The organism is Pseudarthrobacter sp. YAF2, assembly GCF_052113345.1.
Taxonomy (GTDB): domain Bacteria; phylum Actinomycetota; class Actinomycetes; order Actinomycetales; family Micrococcaceae; genus Arthrobacter.
The window spans coordinates 157,156-179,267 of record NZ_JBFRDA010000009.1 but is presented as its reverse complement, the minus strand read 5'-3'; the positions used below and the strand labels follow the sequence as shown (position 1 = coordinate 179,267).

Below are 22,112 nucleotides of genomic sequence, written 5' to 3'. Positions count from 1 at the left end.
CCATCACACCTAGGGAAACGGAACACCTTGTACCAGATCGAGAACGTCCTTCGGGATTACGCATGGGGTTCGACGACGGCGATCGCCTCGCTGCTTGGCCGCCCCGAATCCGGGCGCCCCGAGGCCGAACTGTGGATCGGCGCGCACCCTGATTCGCCGTCGGTGGCCCATGTGCCCGAGGACGGCGGCCGACGCCCGCTCGACGACCTGATCGCTTCCGACCCGGAACATTTCCTGGGCGCGGAATCAGTGTCCGCCTTTGGCCCCCGGCTGCCCTTCCTGGCCAAGATCCTGGCCGCAGCACAGCCGCTGTCCCTCCAGGTCCATCCGAGCCTGGAGCAGGCACGGGCAGGGTACGCACGGGAAAACGACGCCGGGCTCGACCCCCACGCGGCCAACCGGAACTACCGGGACGACAACCACAAGCCGGAGATGATCTTCGCGCTCACGCCCTTCGAGGCGCTGTGTGGGTTTCGTCCGGCCGCGGAGACCCGGAAGATCCTGCTGCACATTGCCGGGACCTTCCCGTCTCCGGACGAGTGCCCTGCCCTGCTGCAGGCCCTCCTGTCCGACCTCTCCGCGGCAGACGAAGGCGCGGGCCTCCACGACGCCTTTGAACGGCTGATCGCCGGCGGCCAGGCTGTGGCGGAGGATACGGCGCTGGTGGTGGCAGCTCTGCTCTCAGCGGATGCGCCGGCGCCCTACGAATCCGAACTCAGAACCGTCATCAGCCTTAACGAAAAATACCCCGGCGATCCCGGAGTCCTGATCTCGCTGTTGCTGAACAGGATCTCGCTGCAGCCCGGTGAGGCCGTCTACCTGCCGGCGGGGAATGTCCACGCGTACCTGCACGGCCTCGGCGTGGAGGTCATGGCGTCCTCGGACAACGTCCTGCGCGGCGGCCTGACGCCGAAGTTCGTGGATGTTCCCGAACTCCTGCACACCGTCGATTTCCGCCCCGTGGCAGTACCGATGCTTCGTGCCGAGAAGACCATGATGGACCAGGAACTGTACCGGCCGCCGTTCGGGGAGTTCCAGCTTCAGCGCATCGAGCTGGGCCCGGACTCCGGCCCCGTCCCGTTGGCCCAGTCCGGCGCCGCTGTGGTCATTGTGGTGGCCGGTGCCGTCTACCTGGACTCCCCCAAGGGCGACCTCGAACTGTCCCGTGGTGCCAGCGCGTTCGTGGCGGCAGCCGAAGCCCCCGTCAACGTCCACCGCGCGGCGGGCAGCAGTGAGCCTGCCCTTGCCTTCGCGGTGACCACCGGCCTCTAGCGGCGCTGTAGCAGCGCCTGCGCCCGGGCCGCCGCGCTCTTGACGAGCCGGCGGGCCCCCTGGAGGCCTTTGCGCGCCAGCGGCATGGCTGTGGAGTAGGCGGGGTAGAACGGCGACAACGGCTTCTCCCAGGTGCCCAGGAGCATGTCCTCGTGCTTGGCGAACTGCTTCTTGAAGTCGGAGATACCGTCGTTCAGCAGGCCGTTGAAGTCATACCGGCTGCAGCCGTCTTCCCGCATGGACTGCAGCGCCGCCCACTTGACCCCGTAATTCACGCGCTGCCTCTGTCCTTCGGCGGACACCCCGCCGTAGAGTTCGAACGCCGTGCTCCCGCTGCGGGAAAGCCAGGTGAAGGCAAGCATCTGCTCGCCGTCGAACGCTGCGATGATCGGCGAAGCGTCACCCAGGTTCCGGAAGATGTCGCGGTAGTACTGGTCCTCATGGATGCCGAAGCCCGCACGTTCGGCCGTGTCGTGGTAGATGGCGAGCACCTGCTCAAGCTCGGAGTCGTTCTTGACCTTGCGGAATTCCACGTCGCTGCGCATCGCCTTGCGGATGTTGGCCCGCGTTGACTTGGACATCTCCGCCATCAGTTCGTCGTCTGACCGGGTGAGGTCCAGGATGAGCGTCCTGGGGATCAGCACGGTGTTGGTCGATTCCCGGAAGCCCGCGGCGGCCACCGCACCGGCAAAGGCGGAATCACGGTCCCAGTCGGGTTCAATGCTGAGGGCAACGCCCCGGTGCCGGAGGGCTGCGTGCTCGGCCAACCGATTGAGTACTGCCTGGGTGTTCCCTGCCGAGCACATTGGCCCGCGCGGGATGTAGACCAGCGCGCGGAACGGGACGGGCAGTTTCCGGACCAGCAACTGGGCGCAACCGATGGTGTCCTCACCGGCTTTGACGAGCACCCGGTCCACGGACCAGCCGTGCATCGCCTTGGTCTCGCCCCAGCCCCACAGCTGCTGCGGGTGGCCCTGGAACCGGTCGACAAATTCGTCCCAGAGGGCGCGGTCACTACAGGGCACAACGGCAGGAATCATGGCTTAAACCCTATACCAAGGCGTTAACGGCAAAGCCCCGGAGCGCGCACGCACGGCGCCCGGGGCTTTGGTATCCGTTACCGGATAAAGATCAGCTCTTGCGGGCGTAGCCCTCCCACTTGCTGGCCTGGTGCTCGCCGTCCACGAAGCGAATGGTTCCCGACTTTGACCGCATCACGATGGACTGGGTCAGGACCTTGTCCTTGGAGTAGCGCACGCCCTTGAGCAGGTCGCCGTCGGTGATGCCCGTCGCTGCGAAGTAGCAGTTGTCGCTGGAGACGAGGTCGTTCGTGGAAAGCACGCGGTCCAGGTCGTGGCCGGCGTCGATGGCCTTCTGCTTCTCTTCGTCGCTGGTGGGCCAGAGGCGGCCCTGGATGACGCCGCCAAGGGACTTGATGGCGCAGGCGGCCACAATGCCCTCAGGGGTTCCGCCGATGCCCATCAGGGCGTCCACGCCGGTGCCGGAGCGGGCCGCCGCGATAGCGCCGGCGACGTCGCCGTCCATGATGAACTTGGTGCGTGCGCCGGCTTCGCGGATTTCCTCCACGAGCGGGCGGTGCCGGTCACGGTCCAGGATCATGACGTTGAGCTGGTTCACCTTCACGCCCTTGGCCTTGGCGATCAGGTGCAGGTTCTGCTTGACCGGCAGTCGCAGGTCCACAATGTCCGCAGCTTCAGGGCCGGTTACGAGCTTTTCCATGTAGAACACGGCGGAGGGATCGAACATGGAGCCGCGCTCGGCCACGGCGAGGACGGCCAGGGCGTTGTTGATGCCAAGGGCGGTCAGCCGGGTTCCGTCGATCGGATCGACCGCGACGTCGCACTCCGGGCCGGTGCCGTCGCCGACACGCTCGCCGTTGAACAGCATGGGGGCTTCGTCTTTTTCGCCTTCGCCGATCACCACGACGCCGTTGAAGTGGACGGTCTGCAGGAAGGAGCGCATGGCATCGACGGCCGCACCATCCGCGGTGTTCTTGTCGCCAAAGCCAACCCAGTGGCCGCCGGCAATGGCAGCGGCCTCGGTGACGCGGACGAGTTCAAGGGCAAGGTTGCGGTCCGGCTCGTCGTGGCCCACCGCAAGGGACGGTGAAATCGTGGAGTACTTCTGGGTCATGGACGCTGGTGACACGTGAACCTCTTCTTCGAGTGGCGATCATTGAACCCGCTTGCCGGTGCAGCAGAGCGGTGATTCCTCTGGTATCGATCATAGTCGCGGCGCCGCGCGGCGGGCGGCCCATGACGCGGCAGCGCAATGTGCCGGACGCCTGCCGCCGGGGCCTGATGCCGCCGAATGGAACTCCGGCTCCGGGATGGGCGACTATAGAGAAGTGAATGACATGCAGGAAGCCACCAGCCCCAGCTCCGGCCAGGCAAAGCCCGAAGGCCGGCCCGAGGCCGCCGGGGCCGGCGCGGATACCCCCGTTAAGCCCGTCATTCCGGCGGCGGCAGCCAAGCGTGCCAACGCCTCGGTGATCGGCATGATCATTGCCCTGGTGCTCAGCATTGCCGCATTCCTGCCTGTGGTGCTGATGAACCCGCAGCCGAAGAGTGATGGCTACCGGCCGGACATCGATGTTGCGTCGGTGGCCAGGAACGCTGCGGATGTGGCCGGATTCACACCTGTTGCACCGGATACCGGCAACGCCTTCCGCGCCAACTACGCACGGTGGGAGGCCGGGACGGGCAGCGGCGTACCCACATGGGAGGTCGGCTACCTGACTCCCAAGACCTCCTTCATCGCCCTGGTGCAGACCACGAGCGCCAACCCCACCTGGCTCCTCCAGCAGACAAAGAACGCCCCCGTCACGGGTACCAGGAACGCCGGCGGCAAGGACTGGGAACTGCGCGATACCGGCAAGGGGGAAAAGTCCATGATCCTGAACTACCGGGGCAGCACCGTCATCCTCTCCGGCGCCGCCCAACTGGACGAATTCTCCACCCTGGCCGCCGCCGTCGTGACCTCCCTGGACAGCAGCCCGGCCGTCACAGTTTCACCCTCGGCGGCCCCGACGCCGTAAGGTGGGGCCGTGACGACTAACCTGACCCCTGCACTGGCCTGGCGCCGCCTGCGCGAAGGCAATGAACGTTTCGTAAACGGCGAGTCCTCCCATCCAAACCAGAATGCGTCGCGCCGCTCATCGCTGGTGGAGACGCAGAATCCGTTCGCGGTGATCTTCGGCTGCTCCGACTCCCGGCTCGCCGCGGAAATCATTTTCGACGTCGGCCTGGGCGACGTTTTCGTGGTCCGCACCGCGGGCCAGGTGATCGACGACGCCGTCCTGGGCTCCCTGGAGTACAGCGTCGGCGTGCTGAACGTGCCCCTGATTGTCATCCTGGGCCACGACAGCTGCGGCGCCGTCACCGCCACCAAGGACGCCGTGGAGACCGGCGAGATGCCGGCGGGCTTCATCCGCGACCTCGTGGAGCGCATCACGCCCTCCGTGCTGACCTCACTGCGCAATGACCAGCCCGAGGTAAACGACATGGTGGTGGAGCACGTCAAGCAGACCTCCCAGCGCCTGGCGGACAGTTCGCGTGTGATTTCCGACGCAATCGAGGCCGGCCGCACCGCCGTCGTCGGCCTTTCCTACCGGCTGGCGGAAGGCCGCGCTGACTTGGTTTACGGAATCGGCGAGCTGTAACCCCACTCTTAAGGGGGCCGCGCGGGACGCCCGTGCGGCCCCCTTAACGGTTTTCGATGGGACGCCTGATCGCCATAAGCTAGCCCCATGACTTCCACTGAAGAGTTCCGCATTGAACATGACACGATGGGCGAAGTCCGCGTCCCCGTGAACGCACTGTACCGCGCGCAGACGCAGCGGGCAGTGGAGAACTTCCCTATTTCCGGTAAGACCCTGGAACGCACCCACATTGAGGCGCTGGCCCGGGTGAAGAAGGCTGCCGCCCAGGCCAACGCAGAACTGGGCGTGCTCGACGGCGAGCTGGCCAAGGCGATTGCAGACGCTGCCGACGAAGTGGCCGCGGGCAAGTACGACGGCGACTTCCCCATCGACGTTTTCCAGACCGGCTCCGGCACATCCTCGAACATGAATACCAACGAGGTGCTGGCAGAGCTGGCCACTCGTGCGCTGAAGGCCGCCGGCAGTGACAAGGTTGTCCACCCGAACGACCACGTCAACGCCTCGCAGTCCTCCAACGACGTGTTCCCCACGTCCGTCCACGTTGCCGCCACCTCCGCGCTGATCAATGACCTCATCCCGGCCCTGGGCTACCTGGCCGAGTCGCTGGAGCGCAAGGCCGTCGAGTTCAAGGACGTCGTCAAGTCCGGCCGCACCCACCTCATGGACGCTACCCCGGTGACCCTGGGCCAGGAGTTCGGCGGCTACGCCGCACAGGTCCGCTACGGCATCGAACGGATCAACGCCTCACTCCCCCGCGTGGCAGAGGTTCCGCTGGGGGGCACCGCCGTGGGCACCGGCATCAACACCCCCGCAGGTTTCCCCGAGCGCGTCATCGAACTCCTCGCCACGGACACCGGCCTGCCGTTGACCGAAGCCCGCGACCACTTCGAGGCCCAGGCCAACCGCGACGGCCTGATCGAAGCTTCCAGCCAGCTGCGCAACATCGCGATCTCCTTCATGAAGATCAACAACGACCTGCGTTGGATGGGCTCCGGCCCCAACACCGGCCTCGGCGAAATCGCCATCCCGGACCTGCAGCCCGGATCCTCCATCATGCCCGGCAAGGTCAACCCGGTGATCTGCGAGGCGTCCATCATGGTGGCCGCCCAGGTCATCGGCAACGACACCGCCATCGCCTGGTCCGGCACCAACGGCGCCTTCGAGCTCAACGTCGGCATCCCGGTCATGGCCGCCAACCTGCTCGAGTCCATCCGCCTGCTGGCCAACACCAGCCGGGTCATGGCGGACAAGATGATCGACGGCATCACCGCCAATGTGGAGCGCGCCCGCTTCCTGGCCGAAGCCTCGCCGTCCATCGTGACGCCGCTGAACAAGTACATCGGCTACGAGAACGCCGCCAAGATCGCCAAGACGGCCGTCAAGGAGGGCCTGACCATCCGCCAGGCCACCGTGAAGCTCGGCTTCGTCGGCGAGGGCGACGGCAAGGTTTCCGAGGCGGATCTGGACAAGGCCCTGGACGTCACCACCATGACAGCTCCGGCGCACAAGGCCTAACCAGCCACAGCGTCCGACGGCGGCCGGTACCTTTCGTGCGAAAGGTGCCGGCCGCCGTCGTACTTTAAGCCCCCTGGCGGCACTTTAGGCCCCCTGGCTGCAGCGCATCCTAAAGTTGCACTGTAAGAAATTTAGTGCAAAACTTCACTTTGTGAATAACAGTGCAACTTCGGACCCTGGTCTTCGTGAGCGCAAACGGACTGCCACCCGGCGCGCCATCACCGCTGCCGCCCGGAGCATGACCGCCGAGCACGGGCTCAACGGCTACACCGTGGAGGACGTATGCGACGCCGCGGACATCTCGCGCCGCACGTTCTTCAACTACTTCCCCACCAAGGAAGACGCCATCATCGGCCACGCGGATGATGACATCCCGTCCGGGATCATCGACGAATTCGTGGCCGGCGGCGCAGGCTCACCAGCCGGCGACATTTCGCCCACCCTCTTCCGGGACCTGATCCGGCTTTCCTTGCGTTTGGCCGAGGACATGACGGCATCCGAGGAAGACACCCGGCAACTGATAGGCGTGGTCCGCAAGGAACCGCAACTCATCCTCCGCATCATCGGCGTCACCGAGCAGCGGGAAGCCCAGTTCGCCAAGGACGTGGCCCGCCGCGAAGGAGTGGCCCCGGACCACCCCGTGGTGCAGATGGCCGTGGTCCTCTTGAGCACCATCGCCCGGAAGAGCAGCATGGCCTACTTCTCCGACGGGAACACACGCCCGTACCGGGACCTGCTCCTGGAGAACATCTCCGCGGCCAGCCTGCTCTTCTCCCAGCCATTCGACATTCCGGACACTACCGCCGCAGAAGGACAATCATGAGTACCGCCACCACCACGGCGCCGGCAGGGCCACTCCTGCTAACGCAAAAACGCATCTGGATCATCTTTTCCGCGCTGATCGCCGGAATGCTGTTGTCCAGCCTTGACCAGACCATCGTTTCCACCGCCATGCCCACCATCGTGGGCAAGCTGGGCGGCGTGGAACACCAGGCCTGGATCACCACCGCCTACCTGCTGGCCACCACCATCGTGATGCCCATCTACGGGAAGTTCGGCGACATCCTGGGCCGCCGCAACCTGTTCCTGGTGGCCATCGCGCTTTTCACCCTCGCGTCCGTGGGCTGCGCGCTGGCTACAGATTTCTGGGGCTTCGTCATCTTCCGCGCCATCCAGGGCCTGGGCGGCGGCGGACTGATGATCCTGTCCCAGGCGATCATCGCCGACATCGTGCCCGCCAAGGAGCGCGGCAAGTACATGGGCCCGCTGGGCGCCATCTTTGGCCTGTCCGCCGTGGCCGGCCCGCTGCTGGGCGGTTTCTTCGTTGACCATCTCAGCTGGGAGTGGGCGTTCTACATCAACATCCCGGTGGGCGTTGCAGCGTTCGTCATCGCCTGGTTCGCGCTGACGCTGCCCAACAAGAAGGCCGACAAGCGGATCGACATCCTGGGCGTGGTTCTGCTCTCCGCGGCCACCACGTGCCTGATCTTCTTCACCGACTTTGGCGGCAAGAAGGATGAAGGCTGGGATTCACCCCTCACCTGGGCCTTTGGAGCGGGCCTGCTGGTCTCGGCCGCCGCGTTCGTCATGGTGGAGCGCCGCGCCGAAGACCCGATTATCCCGTTGAGCCTGTTCCGGAACCGGATCTTCATCAATGCCACCGCAATCGGCTTCACCCTGGGCCTTGGCATGTTCTCCGCCATCGCGTTTGTCCCCACGTTCCTGCAGATGTCCTCGGGCACGTCCGCTGCCGAGTCCGGGCTGCTGATGCTGCCTATGATGGCCGGCCTCATGGGCACGTCCATCTACTCGGGCATCCGGATTTCCAAGACCGGCAAGTACAAGATGTTCCCCATCCTGGGCGCCGCATTCACCATGGGCGCCATGCTGTGGATGACGACGCTTGCCGCGAGCACGCCCATCTGGGTCATTTGCCTCCAGCTGTTCGTCTTCGGGGCCGGGCTGGGCCTGATCATGCAGGTGGTGGTCCTGGTGGTCCAGAACTCCGTCCCCGCGGACCAGATCGGCACCGCCACCAGCACCAACAACTACTTCCGCGAAGTGGGCGCCGCCATGGGCGTCGCCGTCTTCGGGTCGATCTTCACCACGCGCCTCTCCGAGGCGCTGACCAACGCCTTCACCGGTGCTGGAGCCTCCGCCGCGCAGGCCGGGCAGTCCACCCGGACGCTGGACCCACAGGCGCTGAGCCAGCTCCCGGCACAGCTGCGCGATGCCATCGTGAATGCCTACGCGGACTCGCTGGCACCGGTCTTCTGGTACCTTCTGCCGTTCATCGCCGTGGCGCTCCTGCTGGCCCTCACGCTGAAGCAGATCCCGTTGTCGGACACCGCCGGTATGGTGGCACGCGGCGAGGCGGTCGGCGGAGAGGAAGCAGAACGGCTCGCTGCCGGGCTGCCCGCTGCCGCCGGGGCCGGGCTTGCCGCCCCTGACCCTGACGGAGCACATGCCAGGGACGACGACGGCGAGCTGGTCTCCCCGGGCCGCTGACCGTCGTCGGAAGGCTGGGCCAGCGGTGGCCTGGCGGGTGCGGGGCCACCCGCCCCAGGCCGACCGGAAAACCAGCAGGGACGCCGCAATCTTGGGGGTTGCGGCGTCCCTGTTCCGTATCTAATCCCCAGTGCCCCGCCCGGCGTCTATACCAGTGGGCGCCACCATTCTTAGGGCTCGAAGTGGACGGCTCCTGCCGGTGTCAGCGCCTGTCGGATGCTGGTGAGGTGCCCGGGCATGAGCTCGGGAAGCTCGTCCCGGCCGAACCAGCCAACGGCCAGGGACTCGTCGTCGTTCACCCTGGCTTCGCCGGAGACGTAACGGCACAGGAACACGACGTCGAGGAATTCGCAGACGTCCCCGTTGGGGTAGGTCACCGGACCAACCGCGCCCACGGACACCACGCGTTCGGCTTCTGCCACCACGGCGGTTTCCTCGAAGATCTCCCGGACCAGGCCGCGCGCGGGCTGCTCCCCAGGGTCCAGCATCCCGCTGATCAGCGCCCACTGCCGGTTGTCCGCCGCTGGGCCAGCAGGATCCGGCCCGCGTCGTCGACCACCACGCCCCGGACGCCGGGAACCCAGAGGGGGTCGTTGCCGATCTTCTTGCGCAGTTTCAGGACGTATTCGGGTGCAGGCATACTGCCAGCCTACCCAAGACCACGAACGTCTCAGGCCGGCAGCAGCATGGCGCCCGCGGCCCCGGCAAGCATGAACGGGCCAAACGGAATGGAAGACTTCAGCGTTCCCCTGCGGGCCGCCAGGAGCACCAGGGACCACAGGCCGCCGAGCAGGAACGCCAGGAATGTACCGGCGAAAAGGTGCCCCCAACTGAGGTAGCCGAGGTACATGCCCAGCACTCCGGCCAGCTTGACGTCCCCGAACCCCATCCCTGGCGGATAAACGAAGCGAAGGACGAAATAGAAAAGCCAGAGGATCGCCGCACCGGCCACCACCCTGACGACGGGCACGACCGGGTTGCCGTTCGGATCCCCCGCGGCTGTCGCCGCCCCGCCCCAGGCCGCCAGCGCGGCTGCGGCCAGGAGCAGGAACCCCGCCACGGCATAGGACGGGAACACGATGCGGTTGGGCAGGAGGTGGTGCCGGACGTCGATAACGGTGAGCCGCACAGCCATCACCACAAAGTAGAGGCAGGCGGCCAGTACCAGCCAGAAGGCCACGGGGGTGTCCTGCCACAGGTCGCCCAGTCGTACAATCACCCCTCGGATGCTACTGGATCCGGCCGTACCGGCCGTAGCGCCGCCGCGTAAACTGTGGATATGTCGACCTGGGAGTCCCGGCGCCGGACGGTTCCGGACCCTCCTGGCACGCCCGTGGACCCGGCCGCCGCGTTTCGGAATCTGTGCCGGTCATCCCCCTGGAAGTGGCAGTCTCTGAGGTTCGAGTACTGGGACCAGGCGTTCGAGTCCGCGCCCGCGCCCGGTGCGCCGTTCGTCCGGGCGTGGCTGCGGCGGCCCGGGGCGCTGCGACTGGAAAGTCCGGATGGCCTGGTGCTGCACAGCACCACGGGAATCAATGATTCCCGTAGTGACTTCTACGTCAGCGCCACCCGCAAGTCCTGGCTCCTGCCGCCCCATCTGGTCACCCCCGTGTATGACGACGCCGGACAGGTCCGCCGACGGCCCGAGGCCGCCTACGGCGAACCGGGTTTCGGCAACGGCCGCTTCTCCGCCGCACTGGACCCCGTTGAACTCGCCGGCAACGCTCCAGTGCCGATCGAGTTCCCGGGCAGCAATGCGCTGGACATCAAGGACGTCCGGCCTGCCGAGCACGAGGGCAGGCCCGTCCTCGAAGCGGTGGTGGTCCCGAACGCCGCCTACCATCCAGGGGATGCCGCTGCTCCGCTGTGCCTTACCGGGCGCACGCGCCTCCGCGTGGACGTTGGCACGGGGGTCTGCGTCGCCAGCCAGTCACTGGAACCAGGGACCGAGGATTACGGGCACTGGATCCGGATCATTGCGGTGGACGAATACATGCTCGATGACCTTTTCCTGGCCCAGTCCATGAACCTCACGGACGTCCGGCGGCATATCAGCTGGGACCTCCCCGCGTGAGCGTGACAGGTTCCGGCGGCAGCGATCAGCTAGGCTTCCCGGATGACTTCCATGAGCTCCATCTGGCCACTGTTCGGCCTTAAGCTCACGACGCCCCGCTTGGAGCTCCGCCCCATCACCGACCAGGACATCCCCGCGGCCGTGGCAGCGGCGCGCAGCGGCATCCATGAGCCGGGCCGCAACCCGTTCAGTATGCCCTGGACAGAGCTTCCGGAGGACGAACTGGGCCCGAACATGGCCCGCTGGTACTGGCGGTGCAGGGCTGAATGCTCCGCCGAAAACTGGACCTTGCTCCTTGGCATCTGGCACGAGGGCCGCTTTGTCGGCTGCCAGGACATTGGCGCCAAGGACTTTTCTCAGCTCAAGGCCGTCAGCACCGGCTCCTGGCTGCAGCAGTCCGTCCAGGGCCGCGGCCTGGGCAAAGAGATGCGTGCCGCCGTCGTCCTCTGGGCCTTTGACTGGCTTGGCGCAGAGGTCGCAGAATCCGAGGCCGCCGCCTGGAACGACGCCTCCCTGGGCGTTTCGCGCTCCCTCGGCTACGAACTGAACGGGATCACCCGCAAAGCCTGGGGCACCAAAGTCGAAACCCTCCAGCACGTCCGCCTCACCCCGGAGACCTTCATCTGCCCCGAGTGGAAGCTGAAGGTAGAGGGCCACGAAGCAGCGGCAAAGTTCCTGAAGGTGACCTGACGACAAGCCGGGTTACGGCCCTTCTCGTAGGAGCGCATCGCGGCGCATCGGCGCCGGGAGGTCGCTCAGCGACCGGATGGCGCCCTATGCGTTGTGTCTAAGCGACGGAGAAGGGCCGTGGCCCGGCGAACCCGGCCACGGCCCTACGCATAAGTGAGCTAGCCCTCGAGGAGTTCTGTTACCAGGGCTGCGATGGGCGAGCGTTCGGAGCGGGTCAGGGTGATGTGGCCGAAGAGCGGGTGTCCCTTCAGGGTTTCGACGACGGCGGCGATTCCGTCGTGGCGCCCGACGCGGAGGTTGTCCCGCTGGGCGACGTCATGGGTGAGGACGATCTTGGAGTTCTGGCCCATCCGGCTCATGACGGTCAGCAGGACGTTCTTCTCCAGCGACTGTGCCTCGTCCACGATCACGAAGGCGTCGTGCAGGGAGCGGCCGCGGATGTGGGTGAGGGGCATGACTTCCAGCATGCCGCGGTCCATGACTTCCTCCACCACTTCCTGGCTGACCAAGGCCCCGAGCGTGTCGAAGACGGCTTGAGCCCAAGGGTTCATCTTTTCGGATTCCGAGCCGGGCAGGTAGCCAAGCTCCTGGCCGCCCACGGCGTACAGGGGCCGGAACACGATCACCTTCCGGTGTTCGCGGCGTTCGAGCACGGCTTCGAGGCCGGCACAGAGGGCGAGCGCCGATTTTCCGGTGCCGGCCCGTCCGCCAATGGACACGATGCCGACGCCGGGATCCATCAGCATGTCGATGGCCAGCCGCTGCTCGGCGGACCTGCCATGGAGGCCGAACACGTCGCGATCGCCCTTCACCAGGCGCACCTGCTTGTCCGCCCCCACCCGGCCAAGGGCCGAGCCGCGGTTGGAGAGCAGGACCAACCCGGTGTTGACCGGCAGTTCCGCCGCGGCGGGGATGAACACCGGCTCGTGCCCGTACAGGGTGGAGATTTCCTGTTCGTCGGCTTCGACTTCTGCGACGCCGGTCCAGCCGGAGTCCTTGACCAACTCGTTGCGGTACTCGTCAGCGGTGAGCCCCATGGCGGAGGCCTTGACCCGCATGGGGAGGTCTTTGGAGACGACCGTGACGTTGCGGCCCTCGTTGGCCAAGTTCTTGGCGACGGCAAGGATCCGGCTGTCGTTGTCACCGCTGCGGAACCCCAGCGGCAGGACCTCCGCCGAGATGTGGTTGAGCTCCACCACGAGGGTGCCGCCGTCGTCACCAATGGGAATGGCCTGGTTCAGTCCGCCGTGCTTGACCCGGAGGTCGTCCAGGAGCCGCAGGGCCTTTCGGGCGAAGTAGCCGAGTTCGGGATCGTGCCGTTTTGCCTCAAGTTCGGTGATGACAACGATTGGCACCACCACCTCGTGCTCGGCAAACCGCAGCAGTGCCCGCGGATCCGAGAGCAGGACGGATGTGTCGATAACGAAGGTGTGGATGTCAGCTTCCCTTCCGGAGACAGCGAAACCGGCCGCAGCATCAGTTGCTGCGCCGGTTTCAAAAGTGACGCGCTCGGCGCGAGAGGTAGCTTTTCCGCCCTGTCCAGCCAGGACCTCGGGCAGTTGTTCAGAAGTAGCCACATCGACTCCAGCCCCGGGCACCAGCCCGGAATTGTTATTGGTGAGGCGGCTCGGCCACGAGGCCGGGTCCGGCCTCCCATACAACCGGTGCGATGTTTCGCTCCATGTACTGGCCTCCCCGATCAGCCGGCGGTTTTGCCTGCTGATGGGTATAACGTAAATCCACCCGGGCTTGTTTCCGCAACCATTACGCGGCGATTCCCGTTGCGCGTGGATTAACTCGTTGTGAACCGGGGATGTTCTCAGGCGCCGAAGCGCCGCTGCCGGCCGGCGTAGTCACGCAGGGCACGGAGGAAATCGACCTTGCGGAAGGCAGGCCACAGGGCCTCGCAGAAGTAGAACTCGCTGTAGGCGCTCTGCCACATGAGGAAGCCGGAGAGCCGCTGCTCCCCCGACGTCCTGATCACCAGGTCTGGGTCAGGCTGGCCACGGGTGTAGAGGAAGCGCGAGATGTCATCGACGCACAGGTCATCGGCGAGTTTGGAGATGTCCATGCCCTTGGCGACGGCGTCGTGCAGGAGTTCGCGGACGGCGTCGACAATTTCCCGTCGGCCCCCGTACCCGACCGCCACGTTGACGTGGATCTTCTCCCGCACCGGGGTCCTGGCAGTCAGCTTGTTGAGCCGCTCGGCCAGGTAGTCAGGAAGTAGTTCGGGCGCGCCCATCGCGTGAACGGAAATATTGGCGTCGTCATCGAGCCGGTCCAGCGTGTTGGCGATGATGCCCATCAGGAGGTCCAGTTCTTCGCTGGACCGGTTCATGTTGTCCGTGGACAGCATGTACAGAGTGACCACCTTGACGCCGAGTTCCTGGCACCAGCCGAGGAACTCGTGGATCTTGTCCGCCCCCGCCTGGTGGCCTTGGCTGGTGGGGGCGTTGAACTGCTTGGCCCAGCGCCGGTTGCCGTCCACCATGACGCCGATGTGGCGGGGAATGCGGTCGCGCGGGAGGTCCTTGAGCAGCCGGCGTTCGTAGTAGCCATAGAGGAACCCGGGCAACTCCACGCGTCCACTCACCTGACTTTCCTGCCGTACGTACATCCACATCCTAGGCTACCGCCCGAACCGCTCCGGGACGTTCCGGAGCGGCGGTGGCCGGGACCACAGCAAGTTACCGTCGAGTAACTTACCGATGCGTAAGTTATTCTGGGGCAATGAACAGCAACTCCCCGCAGGCTTCCCAGCCATCCAGCCCGGAGGACCGCAACCCCGCCGAAGGCACGGGGCCCAACGCAGTGGATGATGCCGCCGTCCGGCTTGCTGAACTGCTGATGATCAAGCCGAAATGGCGGGGTTGGATCCACACGGTCACGGCCCCGCTCGCCCTCGCCGCGGGCATCGTCCTCGTTGTCCTGGCCCCCACCGCCGACCGGAAGATTACGTCTGCCGTCTTCGCCGCCACCGGCGTGCTGCTGTTCGGCGTCAGCGCCGTCTACCACCGCGGCAATTGGTCCCCGCGCGTCAAGCTGGTCCTCAAACGGCTGGACCACACCAACATCATGCTGGTCATCGCGGGCACCTACACGCCGCTTGCCTCGACGCTGCTGGAACGCCCGCAGGCGGTGATACTCCTGTGGGTCATCTGGGCCGGGGCCATTCTTGGCGTGCTGTTCCGGTTGTTGTGGACCGATGCACCCCGCTGGCTGTACGTGCCCATCTACATTGCGCTGGGTTGTGGCGCCCTGTTCTACCTGCCGCAGTTCTTCCAGGCCAGCCCTGCCTCAGCAGTCTTGATCTGCGTGGGCGGGGTCCTGTACATCACGGGCGCTGTCTTCTACGCCCTAAAGAAGCCAAACTTCAGCTACCACCACTTCGGCTTCCACGAACTGTTCCATGCGCTGACGGTGTTCGCCTTCGCAGCCCACTTCGCTGCCATCGCCCTGGCGGTCCTCGCCTGACGCCGGTTTACTCCCTCGGCCCCTGGATCCCGCTTCCGTTGGAGTCGGGCGCTGCCGGGTGCGGGCCGTCGTCGAGCCCGTCCTGGGCGTCAGTGGCCTCCACGTCTGCCGCGGTTGCGGCCGCCATGCGTTCTTCCTCTACCTGGGCGCGGTAGCGCACCCGGCGGATCCGGCGCACCATGTCGACGATCAGCAGGGCCGTGGCCACCACGAAGAAGGCCGTCATGATGAACCCCAGCAGGCCCGGGGTTACCTGGTCCTCGGAGATCCCGTCCCGAAGTGTCGGAGTGGGCAGCGGAGTCGGCGTGGTGGCGAGGCGGAGGAGCAGAGAATGCACGGTTGATACCTTCTGGTGGAACGGATGCAGCAGGAAGCGGACAGCACGGGCCTTGGCGCCGTACCCGACTTCTACGCTGGATAGAAATAGCCTGCTCTGACTATCTTAGCCCGGCGAACAGATCCTTCTCCGGGAGCTCGGACGGCACCCTTGAATGGATCAGGGAGTAGTCCTCCCAGGGCCAGGTCCGGCGCTGCATGTCAGGCGAGACGGCAAAGAAGAACCCCAGCGGGTCCACCTGCGTCCGGTGGGCGCGCAGGGCGTCGTCCCGCACTTCGAAGTAGTCGCCGCAGTCAATCTGCGTGGTGGTGGGGTGCGGCGCCGGCGGCGGCGTGTGGCCCTCGGCGTCGGACTCCAGCCACGCAGCCAAACGCTCGGCATACGGGGACTGCAGGCCCGCCTCTTCCAGTGCAAAGTGCAGCGCACGGAACCGTTCCGGGCTGAAGGCGCGGTCATAGTAGAGCTTGCTCGGCTCCCAGGCCTCCCCCGCCTCCGGGTAGCGTCCGGGATCGCCCGCGGCTTCAAAAGCTTCCACCGCCACGCGGTGGGCCATGATGTGGTCCGGGTGCGGGTAGCCGCCGTTTTCGTCGTAGCTGAGGATGACGTGCGGCTTGAACGAACGGACCAGCCGCACCAGCGGCGCCGCGGCCCGCTCCAGGGGCAGCGAGGCGAAGGAACCGGCCGGAAGCGGCGGAAGCGGATCACCTTCGGGCAGACCCGAGTCGACGAATCCAAGCCACGCCTGCCGGATGCCGAGGATGGAGGCAGCATTGGCCATTTCCAGCCTGCGGGCACCTGCCATGTCCCGCTTCGGGTGTGGTTCGCCTTCCACTGCCGGGTTCTGGATGTCGCCGCGCGACCCGTCCGTGCAGGTTGCCACCATGACGTCCACGCCGGCGGCTGCGTACATGGCCATGGTCGCAGCGCCCTTGCTGGACTCGTCGTCAGGGTGGGCATGGACTGCGAGCAGCCGGAGCGGCACCTGGGAATTGCTGGACGCTGTCATGGAAAGGACGGCTCCTTATTCTTGTTTCGCGGCTTGTCGCAGCCTAAGGACGATGTGGCGGGTGGTGTTCGCTCACCGGCGGCCGCAGCCACCGCAGAACGCCGCCGGAAAGGGCACTAAACTGGTCTGGTGACTTCCCCGGACCAGCCGGCCCAACCCGCGCCCGCAAACACTAGCCTAGCCAATCGCTATGGTGCTAAAAAGCGCCGGTTCACTCCTGCCGCCACCCGGACCGCCATCGGAATCGCCCTGGCGGTCGGAATTGGATTCCTTGCGTGGGTTTCAACATCAAATTCCCTGTCCGGGGTGACCTACAAGGACATTGGCTACAGCACCACCGACGCCACCGTCGCCGAGGTGGACTTCCAGGTCACCCGGGAACCTGGGAACGCCGTGAAATGCGCGGTCAAGGCGCTGGATTCGAAGTTCGCAGTAGTGGGCTGGAAGGTGGTTGACATCCCGCCGTCAGCGGCGGATGGAACGGCCGACGGCGGCAGGACAGTCGCCCAGCGCGTCACCGTCTTGACGGAGTCGGAGTCCGTATCGGGCCTGGTGGACAGCTGCTGGATTCCCAGCCAGACGCAATAAGGGATGTGACCGGCGACTCGTCCAGGTTGGGTTATCTCCAAGGGATTGACTACACTGGATAGATACCTTTACCCCGCTGAGCTGGTTGCTGCTCCACAAGTGGCCACCATGGCGGGGTCTTTTGCATGTAGGACCACTAGAGGAGAAGTCCGTGTCTACCACCAACAGCGCTTCTGCAGCCTGGCTCACCCAGGAAGCTTTTGACCGCCTGAAGGCAGAGCTGGACCACCTTTCCGGCGCAGGCCGGGCGGAGATCGTCCAGAAGATTGAAGCAGCGCGGCAAGAGGGCGACCTCAAGGAAAACGGCGGCTACCACGCAGCCAAGGAGGAGCAGGGCAAGATTGAAGCCCGCATCCGCCAGCTGACGGCGCTGCTTCGGGACGCCCACGTGGGTGAAGCGCCTGCCGACGACGGCATCGTGGAGCCCGGCATGATCGTGGTGGCCAAGATCGCGGGAGACGAAGAGACGTTCCTCCTGGGCTCCCGTGAAATCGCCGGAGACTCCGATCTGGATGTCTTCAGCGAAAAATCGCCGCTTGGGGCCGCCATCGTGGGTCACAAGGAAGGCGACACCCTCAGCTACGTCGCGCCGAACGGCAAGGACATCAAGGTGGAGATCCTCTCCGCCAAGCCCTACGCTGCCTAGCCTTGGTCTGCCAGCCATGAACCCGGCGTACAGCGGCGGCCGCCCTCCGGGGACGGCCGCCGCTGTACTTTAACTGCCGTCCCCTCCCTTGGCGGCAACCCGGTCCTGCGTTCAGGACTCCACGGCTGCTGGAATACGTGGACGCAGCAGGAGCGCCGCGGCGACGCCACCGGCTGCACCGCCCAGGTGGGCCTGCCAGCTCACGTAGCCGGCCACGAACGGCAGGGCGCCCAACAGGATGCTCCCGTAGCCCATGAAGAGGACTACCGCGAGCAGGATCTGCCGCCAGCTCCGGTTGAAGAACCCGCGCACCAGGAGGAACGAGAAGAGCCCAAAGACCAGGCCTGATGCCCCCACTGTGACGCCGTCGCCGATCAGCCAGACCGTCAGGCCGCTGCCAAGCCAGCTGAAGGCCAAAGCGGTGAGGAAGACGCGCAGCCCGGACAGGAACACCAGGAACCCAAAGATGACCAGTGGCAGGCTGTTGGAGAGCAGATGGTTCAGGTTGGCGTGCAGCAGCGGGAAGGTTAAGATGTCCAGCAGCCCGTCGGCGCTCCTGGGCCGCAGGCCGAACGTCCTGACCAGCGCGCCCGTCATCAGCGTGTTGGCCACCTCGATCACGAACAGCAGGGCCAGGAAACCACCCAGCACTGCCAGGCCGCCCTTGGCGCGCGCCGCCAGGGTCTGGCGCCCCGGGAAGGATCCGTTACCAGCAGGTCCGGCCATGGGCGGTCCTAATGCACGACGATCGGCTGGAAACCTTCAGCGCGGAGTGCGCTGAGGACCTGCTCACCGTGCTGGTGACCCTTGGTTTCAAGGTTCACCGTGATGGAGACGTCGCCCATGCTGATGGAACCACCCACCCTGGTGTGGTCCAGGCCGGTGACGTTCGCATCGTTTTCGGCGATGATGCGCGCAATGGTTGCCAACGAACCCGGACGGTCGTCAAGCATCATTCGCACGGTCATGTAGCGGCCGGCGGCGGAGAGGCCGCGCTGGATGACCTTGAGCATCAACATGGGATCGATGTTGCCGCCGGAGAGGACGGCCACGGTGGTTCCCGGGTTCTCGATCTTGCCGTCCATGAGGGCTGCCACACCCACCGCCCCGGCGGGTTCCACCACCATCTTGGCCCGTTCCAGCAGGAAGATCAGGGCGCGGGCCAGGGAGTCTTCGCTGACGGTAACCACGTCATCCACCAGTTCGCGGATGATGCTGAAGGGCAGCTGTCCCGGGCGGCCCACGGCGATGCCGTCCGCAATGGTGGAAACCTTCTTCAGGGGCACCAGCGCATCGGCGGCAAGCGAGGGCGGGTAGGCGGCGGCGTTCTCCGCCTGGACGCCGATGATGCGGATCTCGCGTCCGAGTTCCCTGGCACGGGCCTTGATGGCGACGGCGACGCCCGCGAGGAGTCCACCGCCACCCACTCCCATGAGGACGGTGTCAACGTTGGGCACCTGCTCCAGGATTTCGAGGCCGACGGTCCCCTGCCCTGCGACGACGTCCACGTTGTCGAACGGGTGGACAAAGACCATGCCGGTCTCATTGCTGTAGCGCTGGGCTTCGGCGAGAGCTTCGTCAACGTTGTGGCCGTGCAGGATCACCTCGGCGCCGTGGCTGCGGGTGGCTGCGAGCTTGGGCAGAGCGACGCCCAGGGGCATGTAGATACGGGCTTTGATACCAAGGCTCTTGGCGGCAACGGCAACGCCCTGGGCGTGGTTGCCGGCGGATGCTGCCACCACGCCGCGCTTCTTTTCCTCCGCGGAGAGCCGCGCCATGCGGACGTAGGCCCCGCGCACCTTGAATGACCCGGCACGCTGCAGGTTTTCGCATTTGAAGTAGACGTCACCGCCCACCATGTTTCCCAGAGCCCGGGACGATTCCACGGGGGTGCGCGCAATAATCCCGTCAAGCAGCTTCTGCGCCTCAAGGACATCGTCCAGTGTGACGGGAAGGGTTTCAAGGATCTTCACGGACTATTCTCCTCTGGATTCGGCTCCGGTGCCCTCTCGGGAGGCGGTGCGGGCATCGCGGTGTTCGGCTGTTGCGCCGGCCGCCTCAAGCCCCGCAGCGGATGCAGCCGGCGGTTCAACGTCCTCGATGGTGTTGTCCCCGCCCGCTCGGGCCGTGATGGGCTTCCCGGCGATGACCGGCACCTGTTCATGTTCCCACGTTCTGGCGGCAATGTAGCGAACCGCCGAGTTTGCTACGGCCAGGATAGGTACCGAGAACAGCGCCCCGGGGATTCCGGCGAGATAGGAGCCCGCCGCAACGCTGAGGATCACAGCCACCGGGTGCAGCGAGACTGCCTTGCCCATGACCAGGGGCTGCAGGATGTGGCCCTCAAGCTGCTGGACCAGCAGGACGATTCCCAGCATGACCAGTGCATTGACCGGGCCGTTGGCCACGAGGGCGAGCAGGACGGCGACGGCGCCCGTCACCAGGGCGCCCACCACGGGGATGAACGAGCCGAGGAAGACGAGCACGCCGAGCGGAAGCGCCAGCGGGACACCGAGGATGGCCGCGCCGACGCCGATCCCGATCGCGTCGACGGCAGCGACGAACATCTGGATGCGCGCATAGCTGACCATTGACTCCCAGCCCTTGCGGCCGGCACCGAAGGTCGCGGCCCGCGCTTTCCGCGGCAGCAGCCTGACCAGGAATGCCCAGATCCGGTCTCCTTCCAGGAGGAAGAAGATCAGGATGAACAGTGACAGGAGCATCCCGGCTGCAAAGTGTCCGGCAGTACTGCCGAACGAGAGCGCACCGCTGAGGATGCTGCTGCTGTTGTTCTGCAGCGCGTCACTGGCGTCCTTGACGTACTGGTCCACCTGGGCGCCGGTGAGGTGCAAGGGGCCGGTGGACAGCCAGTCCTGGACCTGCCGTACACCCTCGAGGGCCTGGGACCAGAGCTCACCGAATCCGACGGCGAGCTGGCGGCCCACCAGGGCCAGGGCACCGGCAATGACCCCGATGAAGCCCAGGACGGTCACGGCGACGGCGAGGCCGGCGGGCAGCCGTCGCCGCTTCAGCCAGTGGGTGACGGGGCTCAGGAGCCCCGCGAGGAGCGCGGCCACCATGATCGGAATGATCAGGAGCGTAATTTTGCTGAGCAGCCAGACGAGGGTTCCTGCCATCAGCAGGATCAGGCCCAGGCGCCAGGACCAGGATGCCGCAATGCGAACGCCGTAGGGAATGTCCTTGTCGAGTTCACGGTCCGTCAGCACCCTCAGTGGGGCGGCGGTGGCAGAAGGTCGGCTTGCCTGGCTCACGGCGTCCTCATGTGGCGTCATAACCCAATACTTCCGCAGCCGTGCGCTAATGGGAAACCGGCGCAGCGGCCTGGGCCGGGACGTAGTCGATCCCCCATTCGATGCTGAAGGATTCGCCCGGTGGCAGCCAGCGCAGCCCGTCTCCGGAATTGAAAGCGTTTGCCGGTCCGGTCATCGGTTCCACGGCCACGGCGCGGGTCCGTCCGGGGTACTCGGTGCTGACAAAAACATGGACGTAGCGGCAGGCTTCATCCTGCCAAAGCGACACCTCTGCGCCGTCGGCGGCGGCCAGGGTGTGCCGTGCCCTGCCCCCGTCATAGTGCAGGCCGGTCAGGGCAACATCCACCGCGAGGTTGGCAATGGCGCTGCCGGAACGGAAATCGGTATCCCCCTCCACCGGTGCCGTGCTTCGCGGGATCAGGCGGTCGTCGGCCACCAGCCGGGTGTCCGCGGCGACCGTCAGCACTAAGTCCTCAACCGGAGTGTCGCCCACCCGCAGGTAGGGGTGCGCGCCCAGGACGAACGGGGCTGGTGCCGCGGAATCGTTGATGAGCGTCTGCCGGACGTGGAGGCCCAGGTCCTCGGTCAGCCGATACACCACCCGGTGCCGGGCCTGGAAAGGATAGCCGTGCTGGGGAAAAATGGTGGCTTCCAGTTCCACCGAATATTCCGACTCCCCCACCGGGGAGTAGCCGGTGTTCCGGAGGAGTCCGTGGCTGGCATTGTTGCGGGACACCTCGGTGATGTCCAGCTGCTGCTTCTTCCCGTCCAGGAACCAGGTCCCGTCCTCCACCCGGTTGGCCCAGGGCGCCAGCGTAATGCCGGTGGCACCGGGCGCGATCTGGTCATCGCCGTAGGTTTCCGTGAGCAGGACACCGCCACGGTGGTAGGAGCGCAGGCCGGCAGCGAGCTCGGTGACCACGGCCACGGCGTCGCCGCGGCGCAGCTCATATTGGCGGCCGCTAGCGCAGGACGGACGGGACGCGGAACCGTGGTTTTCGGATTCGGAAGTGGCAGTCATGGGCCTACCGTACAACGGTCGGAGCAG

The 22,112-nt window shown here is 65.9% G+C and carries 22 protein-coding genes and 1 pseudogene; 11 read left to right on the top strand and 12 right to left on the bottom strand.

Annotation, left to right across the window (positions count from 1 at the left end):
• The first annotated feature begins 27 nt into the window (after positions 1-27).
• Entirely contained in the window at positions 28-1,272 is a 1,245-nt protein-coding gene (gene manA, locus AB4Y79_RS11360; RefSeq protein ID WP_441861598.1) for a mannose-6-phosphate isomerase, class I, read from the top strand.
• Here the strand turns inward: manA and AB4Y79_RS11355 are convergent.
• Together AB4Y79_RS11355 and glpX are read right to left on the bottom strand one after the other, a co-directional pair.
• Positions 1,269-2,312, bottom strand: a complete 1,044-nt coding sequence (locus AB4Y79_RS11355) for a lipid II:glycine glycyltransferase FemX (protein ID WP_441861595.1) — start codon at positions 2,310-2,312, stop codon at positions 1,269-1,271. The genes manA and AB4Y79_RS11355 overlap by 4 nt on opposite strands.
• A gap of 91 nt (positions 2,313-2,403) precedes the next feature.
• Positions 2,404-3,426, bottom strand: a complete 1,023-nt coding sequence (gene glpX, locus AB4Y79_RS11350) for a class II fructose-bisphosphatase (protein WP_441861807.1) — start codon at positions 3,424-3,426, stop codon at positions 2,404-2,406.
• Between the two features lie 223 nt (positions 3,427-3,649).
• Between glpX and AB4Y79_RS11345 the strand changes: the two genes are divergently transcribed.
• The 5 genes from AB4Y79_RS11345 to AB4Y79_RS11325 all read left to right on the top strand — a co-directional run bounded on the left by AB4Y79_RS11345 (position 3,650) and on the right by AB4Y79_RS11325 (position 8,977).
• Positions 3,650-4,330 carry a DUF4245 domain-containing protein gene (locus AB4Y79_RS11345; RefSeq protein ID WP_441861804.1) on the top strand — a complete coding sequence of 227 codons (681 nt, stop codon included), beginning with the start codon at positions 3,650-3,652 and terminating at the stop codon, positions 4,328-4,330.
• Between the two features lie 9 nt (positions 4,331-4,339).
• A complete protein-coding gene (locus tag AB4Y79_RS11340; protein ID WP_441861592.1) occupies positions 4,340-4,954 on the top strand; it encodes a carbonic anhydrase in 615 nt (204 codons plus the stop codon).
• A gap of 87 nt (positions 4,955-5,041) precedes the next feature.
• Entirely contained in the window at positions 5,042-6,469 is a 1,428-nt protein-coding gene (locus tag AB4Y79_RS11335) for a class II fumarate hydratase (protein WP_441861589.1), read from the top strand.
• A gap of 151 nt (positions 6,470-6,620) precedes the next feature.
• On the top strand, positions 6,621-7,292 hold the full coding sequence (locus AB4Y79_RS11330; protein ID WP_441861586.1) for a TetR/AcrR family transcriptional regulator: 672 nt from the start codon (positions 6,621-6,623) through the stop codon (positions 7,290-7,292).
• The gene (locus tag AB4Y79_RS11325; RefSeq protein ID WP_441861583.1) at positions 7,289-8,977 is read left to right on the top strand and encodes an MDR family MFS transporter; all 1,689 of its coding nucleotides are present in this window, start codon (positions 7,289-7,291) and stop codon (positions 8,975-8,977) included. The genes AB4Y79_RS11330 and AB4Y79_RS11325 overlap by 4 nt, the downstream gene beginning before the upstream one ends.
• A gap of 170 nt (positions 8,978-9,147) precedes the next feature.
• Here AB4Y79_RS11325 and AB4Y79_RS11320 read toward each other — a convergent pair.
• Together AB4Y79_RS11320 and AB4Y79_RS11315 are read right to left on the bottom strand one after the other, a co-directional pair.
• A pseudogene (locus AB4Y79_RS11320) lies at positions 9,148-9,617 on the bottom strand (NUDIX hydrolase).
• 30 nt (positions 9,618-9,647) lie between these two features.
• On the bottom strand, positions 9,648-10,196 hold the full coding sequence (locus AB4Y79_RS11315) for a prepilin peptidase (protein WP_441861580.1): 549 nt from the start codon (positions 10,194-10,196) through the stop codon (positions 9,648-9,650).
• Positions 10,197-10,256: 60 nt separating this feature from the next.
• Here AB4Y79_RS11315 and AB4Y79_RS11310 point away from each other — a divergent pair, with 60 nt between their 5' ends.
• Together AB4Y79_RS11310 and AB4Y79_RS11305 are read left to right on the top strand one after the other, a co-directional pair.
• Positions 10,257-11,051, top strand: coding sequence for a hypothetical protein (locus AB4Y79_RS11310; RefSeq protein ID WP_441861578.1), 795 nt, complete (start codon positions 10,257-10,259; stop codon positions 11,049-11,051).
• Positions 11,052-11,093: 42 nt separating this feature from the next.
• Positions 11,094-11,741, top strand: coding sequence for a GNAT family N-acetyltransferase (locus AB4Y79_RS11305; protein WP_441861575.1), 648 nt, complete (start codon positions 11,094-11,096; stop codon positions 11,739-11,741).
• A 158-nt stretch (positions 11,742-11,899) separates the two neighbouring features.
• On the opposite strand, the gene AB4Y79_RS11300 is transcribed toward AB4Y79_RS11305, so the two are convergent.
• Both AB4Y79_RS11300 and AB4Y79_RS11295 read right to left on the bottom strand, forming a co-directional pair.
• The gene (locus AB4Y79_RS11300) at positions 11,900-13,318 is read right to left on the bottom strand and encodes a PhoH family protein (protein ID WP_441861572.1); all 1,419 of its coding nucleotides are present in this window, start codon (positions 13,316-13,318) and stop codon (positions 11,900-11,902) included.
• A gap of 242 nt (positions 13,319-13,560) precedes the next feature.
• A complete protein-coding gene (locus AB4Y79_RS11295; protein ID WP_018761888.1) occupies positions 13,561-14,322 on the bottom strand; it encodes an isoprenyl transferase in 762 nt (253 codons plus the stop codon).
• A 149-nt stretch (positions 14,323-14,471) separates the two neighbouring features.
• On the opposite strand from AB4Y79_RS11295, the gene trhA reads away from it, so the two are divergent.
• Positions 14,472-15,215 carry a PAQR family membrane homeostasis protein TrhA gene (trhA, locus tag AB4Y79_RS11290; protein ID WP_441861570.1) on the top strand — a complete coding sequence of 248 codons (744 nt, stop codon included), beginning with the start codon at positions 14,472-14,474 and terminating at the stop codon, positions 15,213-15,215.
• Between the two features lie 7 nt (positions 15,216-15,222).
• On the opposite strand, the gene AB4Y79_RS11285 is transcribed toward trhA, so the two are convergent.
• Together AB4Y79_RS11285 and mca are read right to left on the bottom strand one after the other, a co-directional pair.
• Positions 15,223-15,552 carry a hypothetical protein gene (locus AB4Y79_RS11285; RefSeq protein WP_441861567.1) on the bottom strand — a complete coding sequence of 110 codons (330 nt, stop codon included), beginning with the start codon at positions 15,550-15,552 and terminating at the stop codon, positions 15,223-15,225.
• A gap of 100 nt (positions 15,553-15,652) precedes the next feature.
• Positions 15,653-16,558 carry a mycothiol conjugate amidase Mca gene (gene mca / locus AB4Y79_RS11280; protein ID WP_441861564.1) on the bottom strand — a complete coding sequence of 302 codons (906 nt, stop codon included), beginning with the start codon at positions 16,556-16,558 and terminating at the stop codon, positions 15,653-15,655.
• 129 nt (positions 16,559-16,687) lie between these two features.
• Between mca and AB4Y79_RS11275 the strand changes: the two genes are divergently transcribed.
• Both AB4Y79_RS11275 and greA read left to right on the top strand, forming a co-directional pair.
• Entirely contained in the window at positions 16,688-17,146 is a 459-nt protein-coding gene (locus tag AB4Y79_RS11275; protein WP_441861561.1) for a DUF4307 domain-containing protein, read from the top strand.
• Positions 17,147-17,297: 151 nt separating this feature from the next.
• Positions 17,298-17,792: a transcription elongation factor GreA gene (gene greA / locus AB4Y79_RS11270; RefSeq protein WP_308931642.1), complete on the top strand. Its 495-nt coding sequence runs from the start codon at positions 17,298-17,300 to the stop codon at positions 17,790-17,792.
• A gap of 111 nt (positions 17,793-17,903) precedes the next feature.
• Here greA and AB4Y79_RS11265 read toward each other — a convergent pair whose 3' ends face one another.
• Genes AB4Y79_RS11265 through AB4Y79_RS11250 form a run of 4 tightly spaced genes read right to left on the bottom strand, consistent with a single transcriptional unit; the run spans position 17,904 to position 22,085 of the window.
• The gene (locus AB4Y79_RS11265) at positions 17,904-18,518 is read right to left on the bottom strand and encodes a rhomboid family intramembrane serine protease (RefSeq protein WP_441861557.1); all 615 of its coding nucleotides are present in this window, start codon (positions 18,516-18,518) and stop codon (positions 17,904-17,906) included.
• Positions 18,519-18,526: 8 nt separating this feature from the next.
• Positions 18,527-19,765 carry a threonine ammonia-lyase gene (ilvA, locus tag AB4Y79_RS11260; protein WP_441861554.1) on the bottom strand — a complete coding sequence of 413 codons (1,239 nt, stop codon included), beginning with the start codon at positions 19,763-19,765 and terminating at the stop codon, positions 18,527-18,529.
• A 3-nt stretch (positions 19,766-19,768) separates the two neighbouring features.
• Complete coding sequence (locus AB4Y79_RS11255) at positions 19,769-21,085, bottom strand: AI-2E family transporter (RefSeq protein ID WP_441861551.1); 1,317 nt, start codon at positions 21,083-21,085, stop codon at positions 19,769-19,771.
• Between the two features lie 25 nt (positions 21,086-21,110).
• Positions 21,111-22,085 carry an aldose 1-epimerase family protein gene (locus AB4Y79_RS11250; RefSeq protein WP_441861548.1) on the bottom strand — a complete coding sequence of 325 codons (975 nt, stop codon included), beginning with the start codon at positions 22,083-22,085 and terminating at the stop codon, positions 21,111-21,113.
• Between the last annotated feature and the right edge of the window lie 27 nt (positions 22,086-22,112).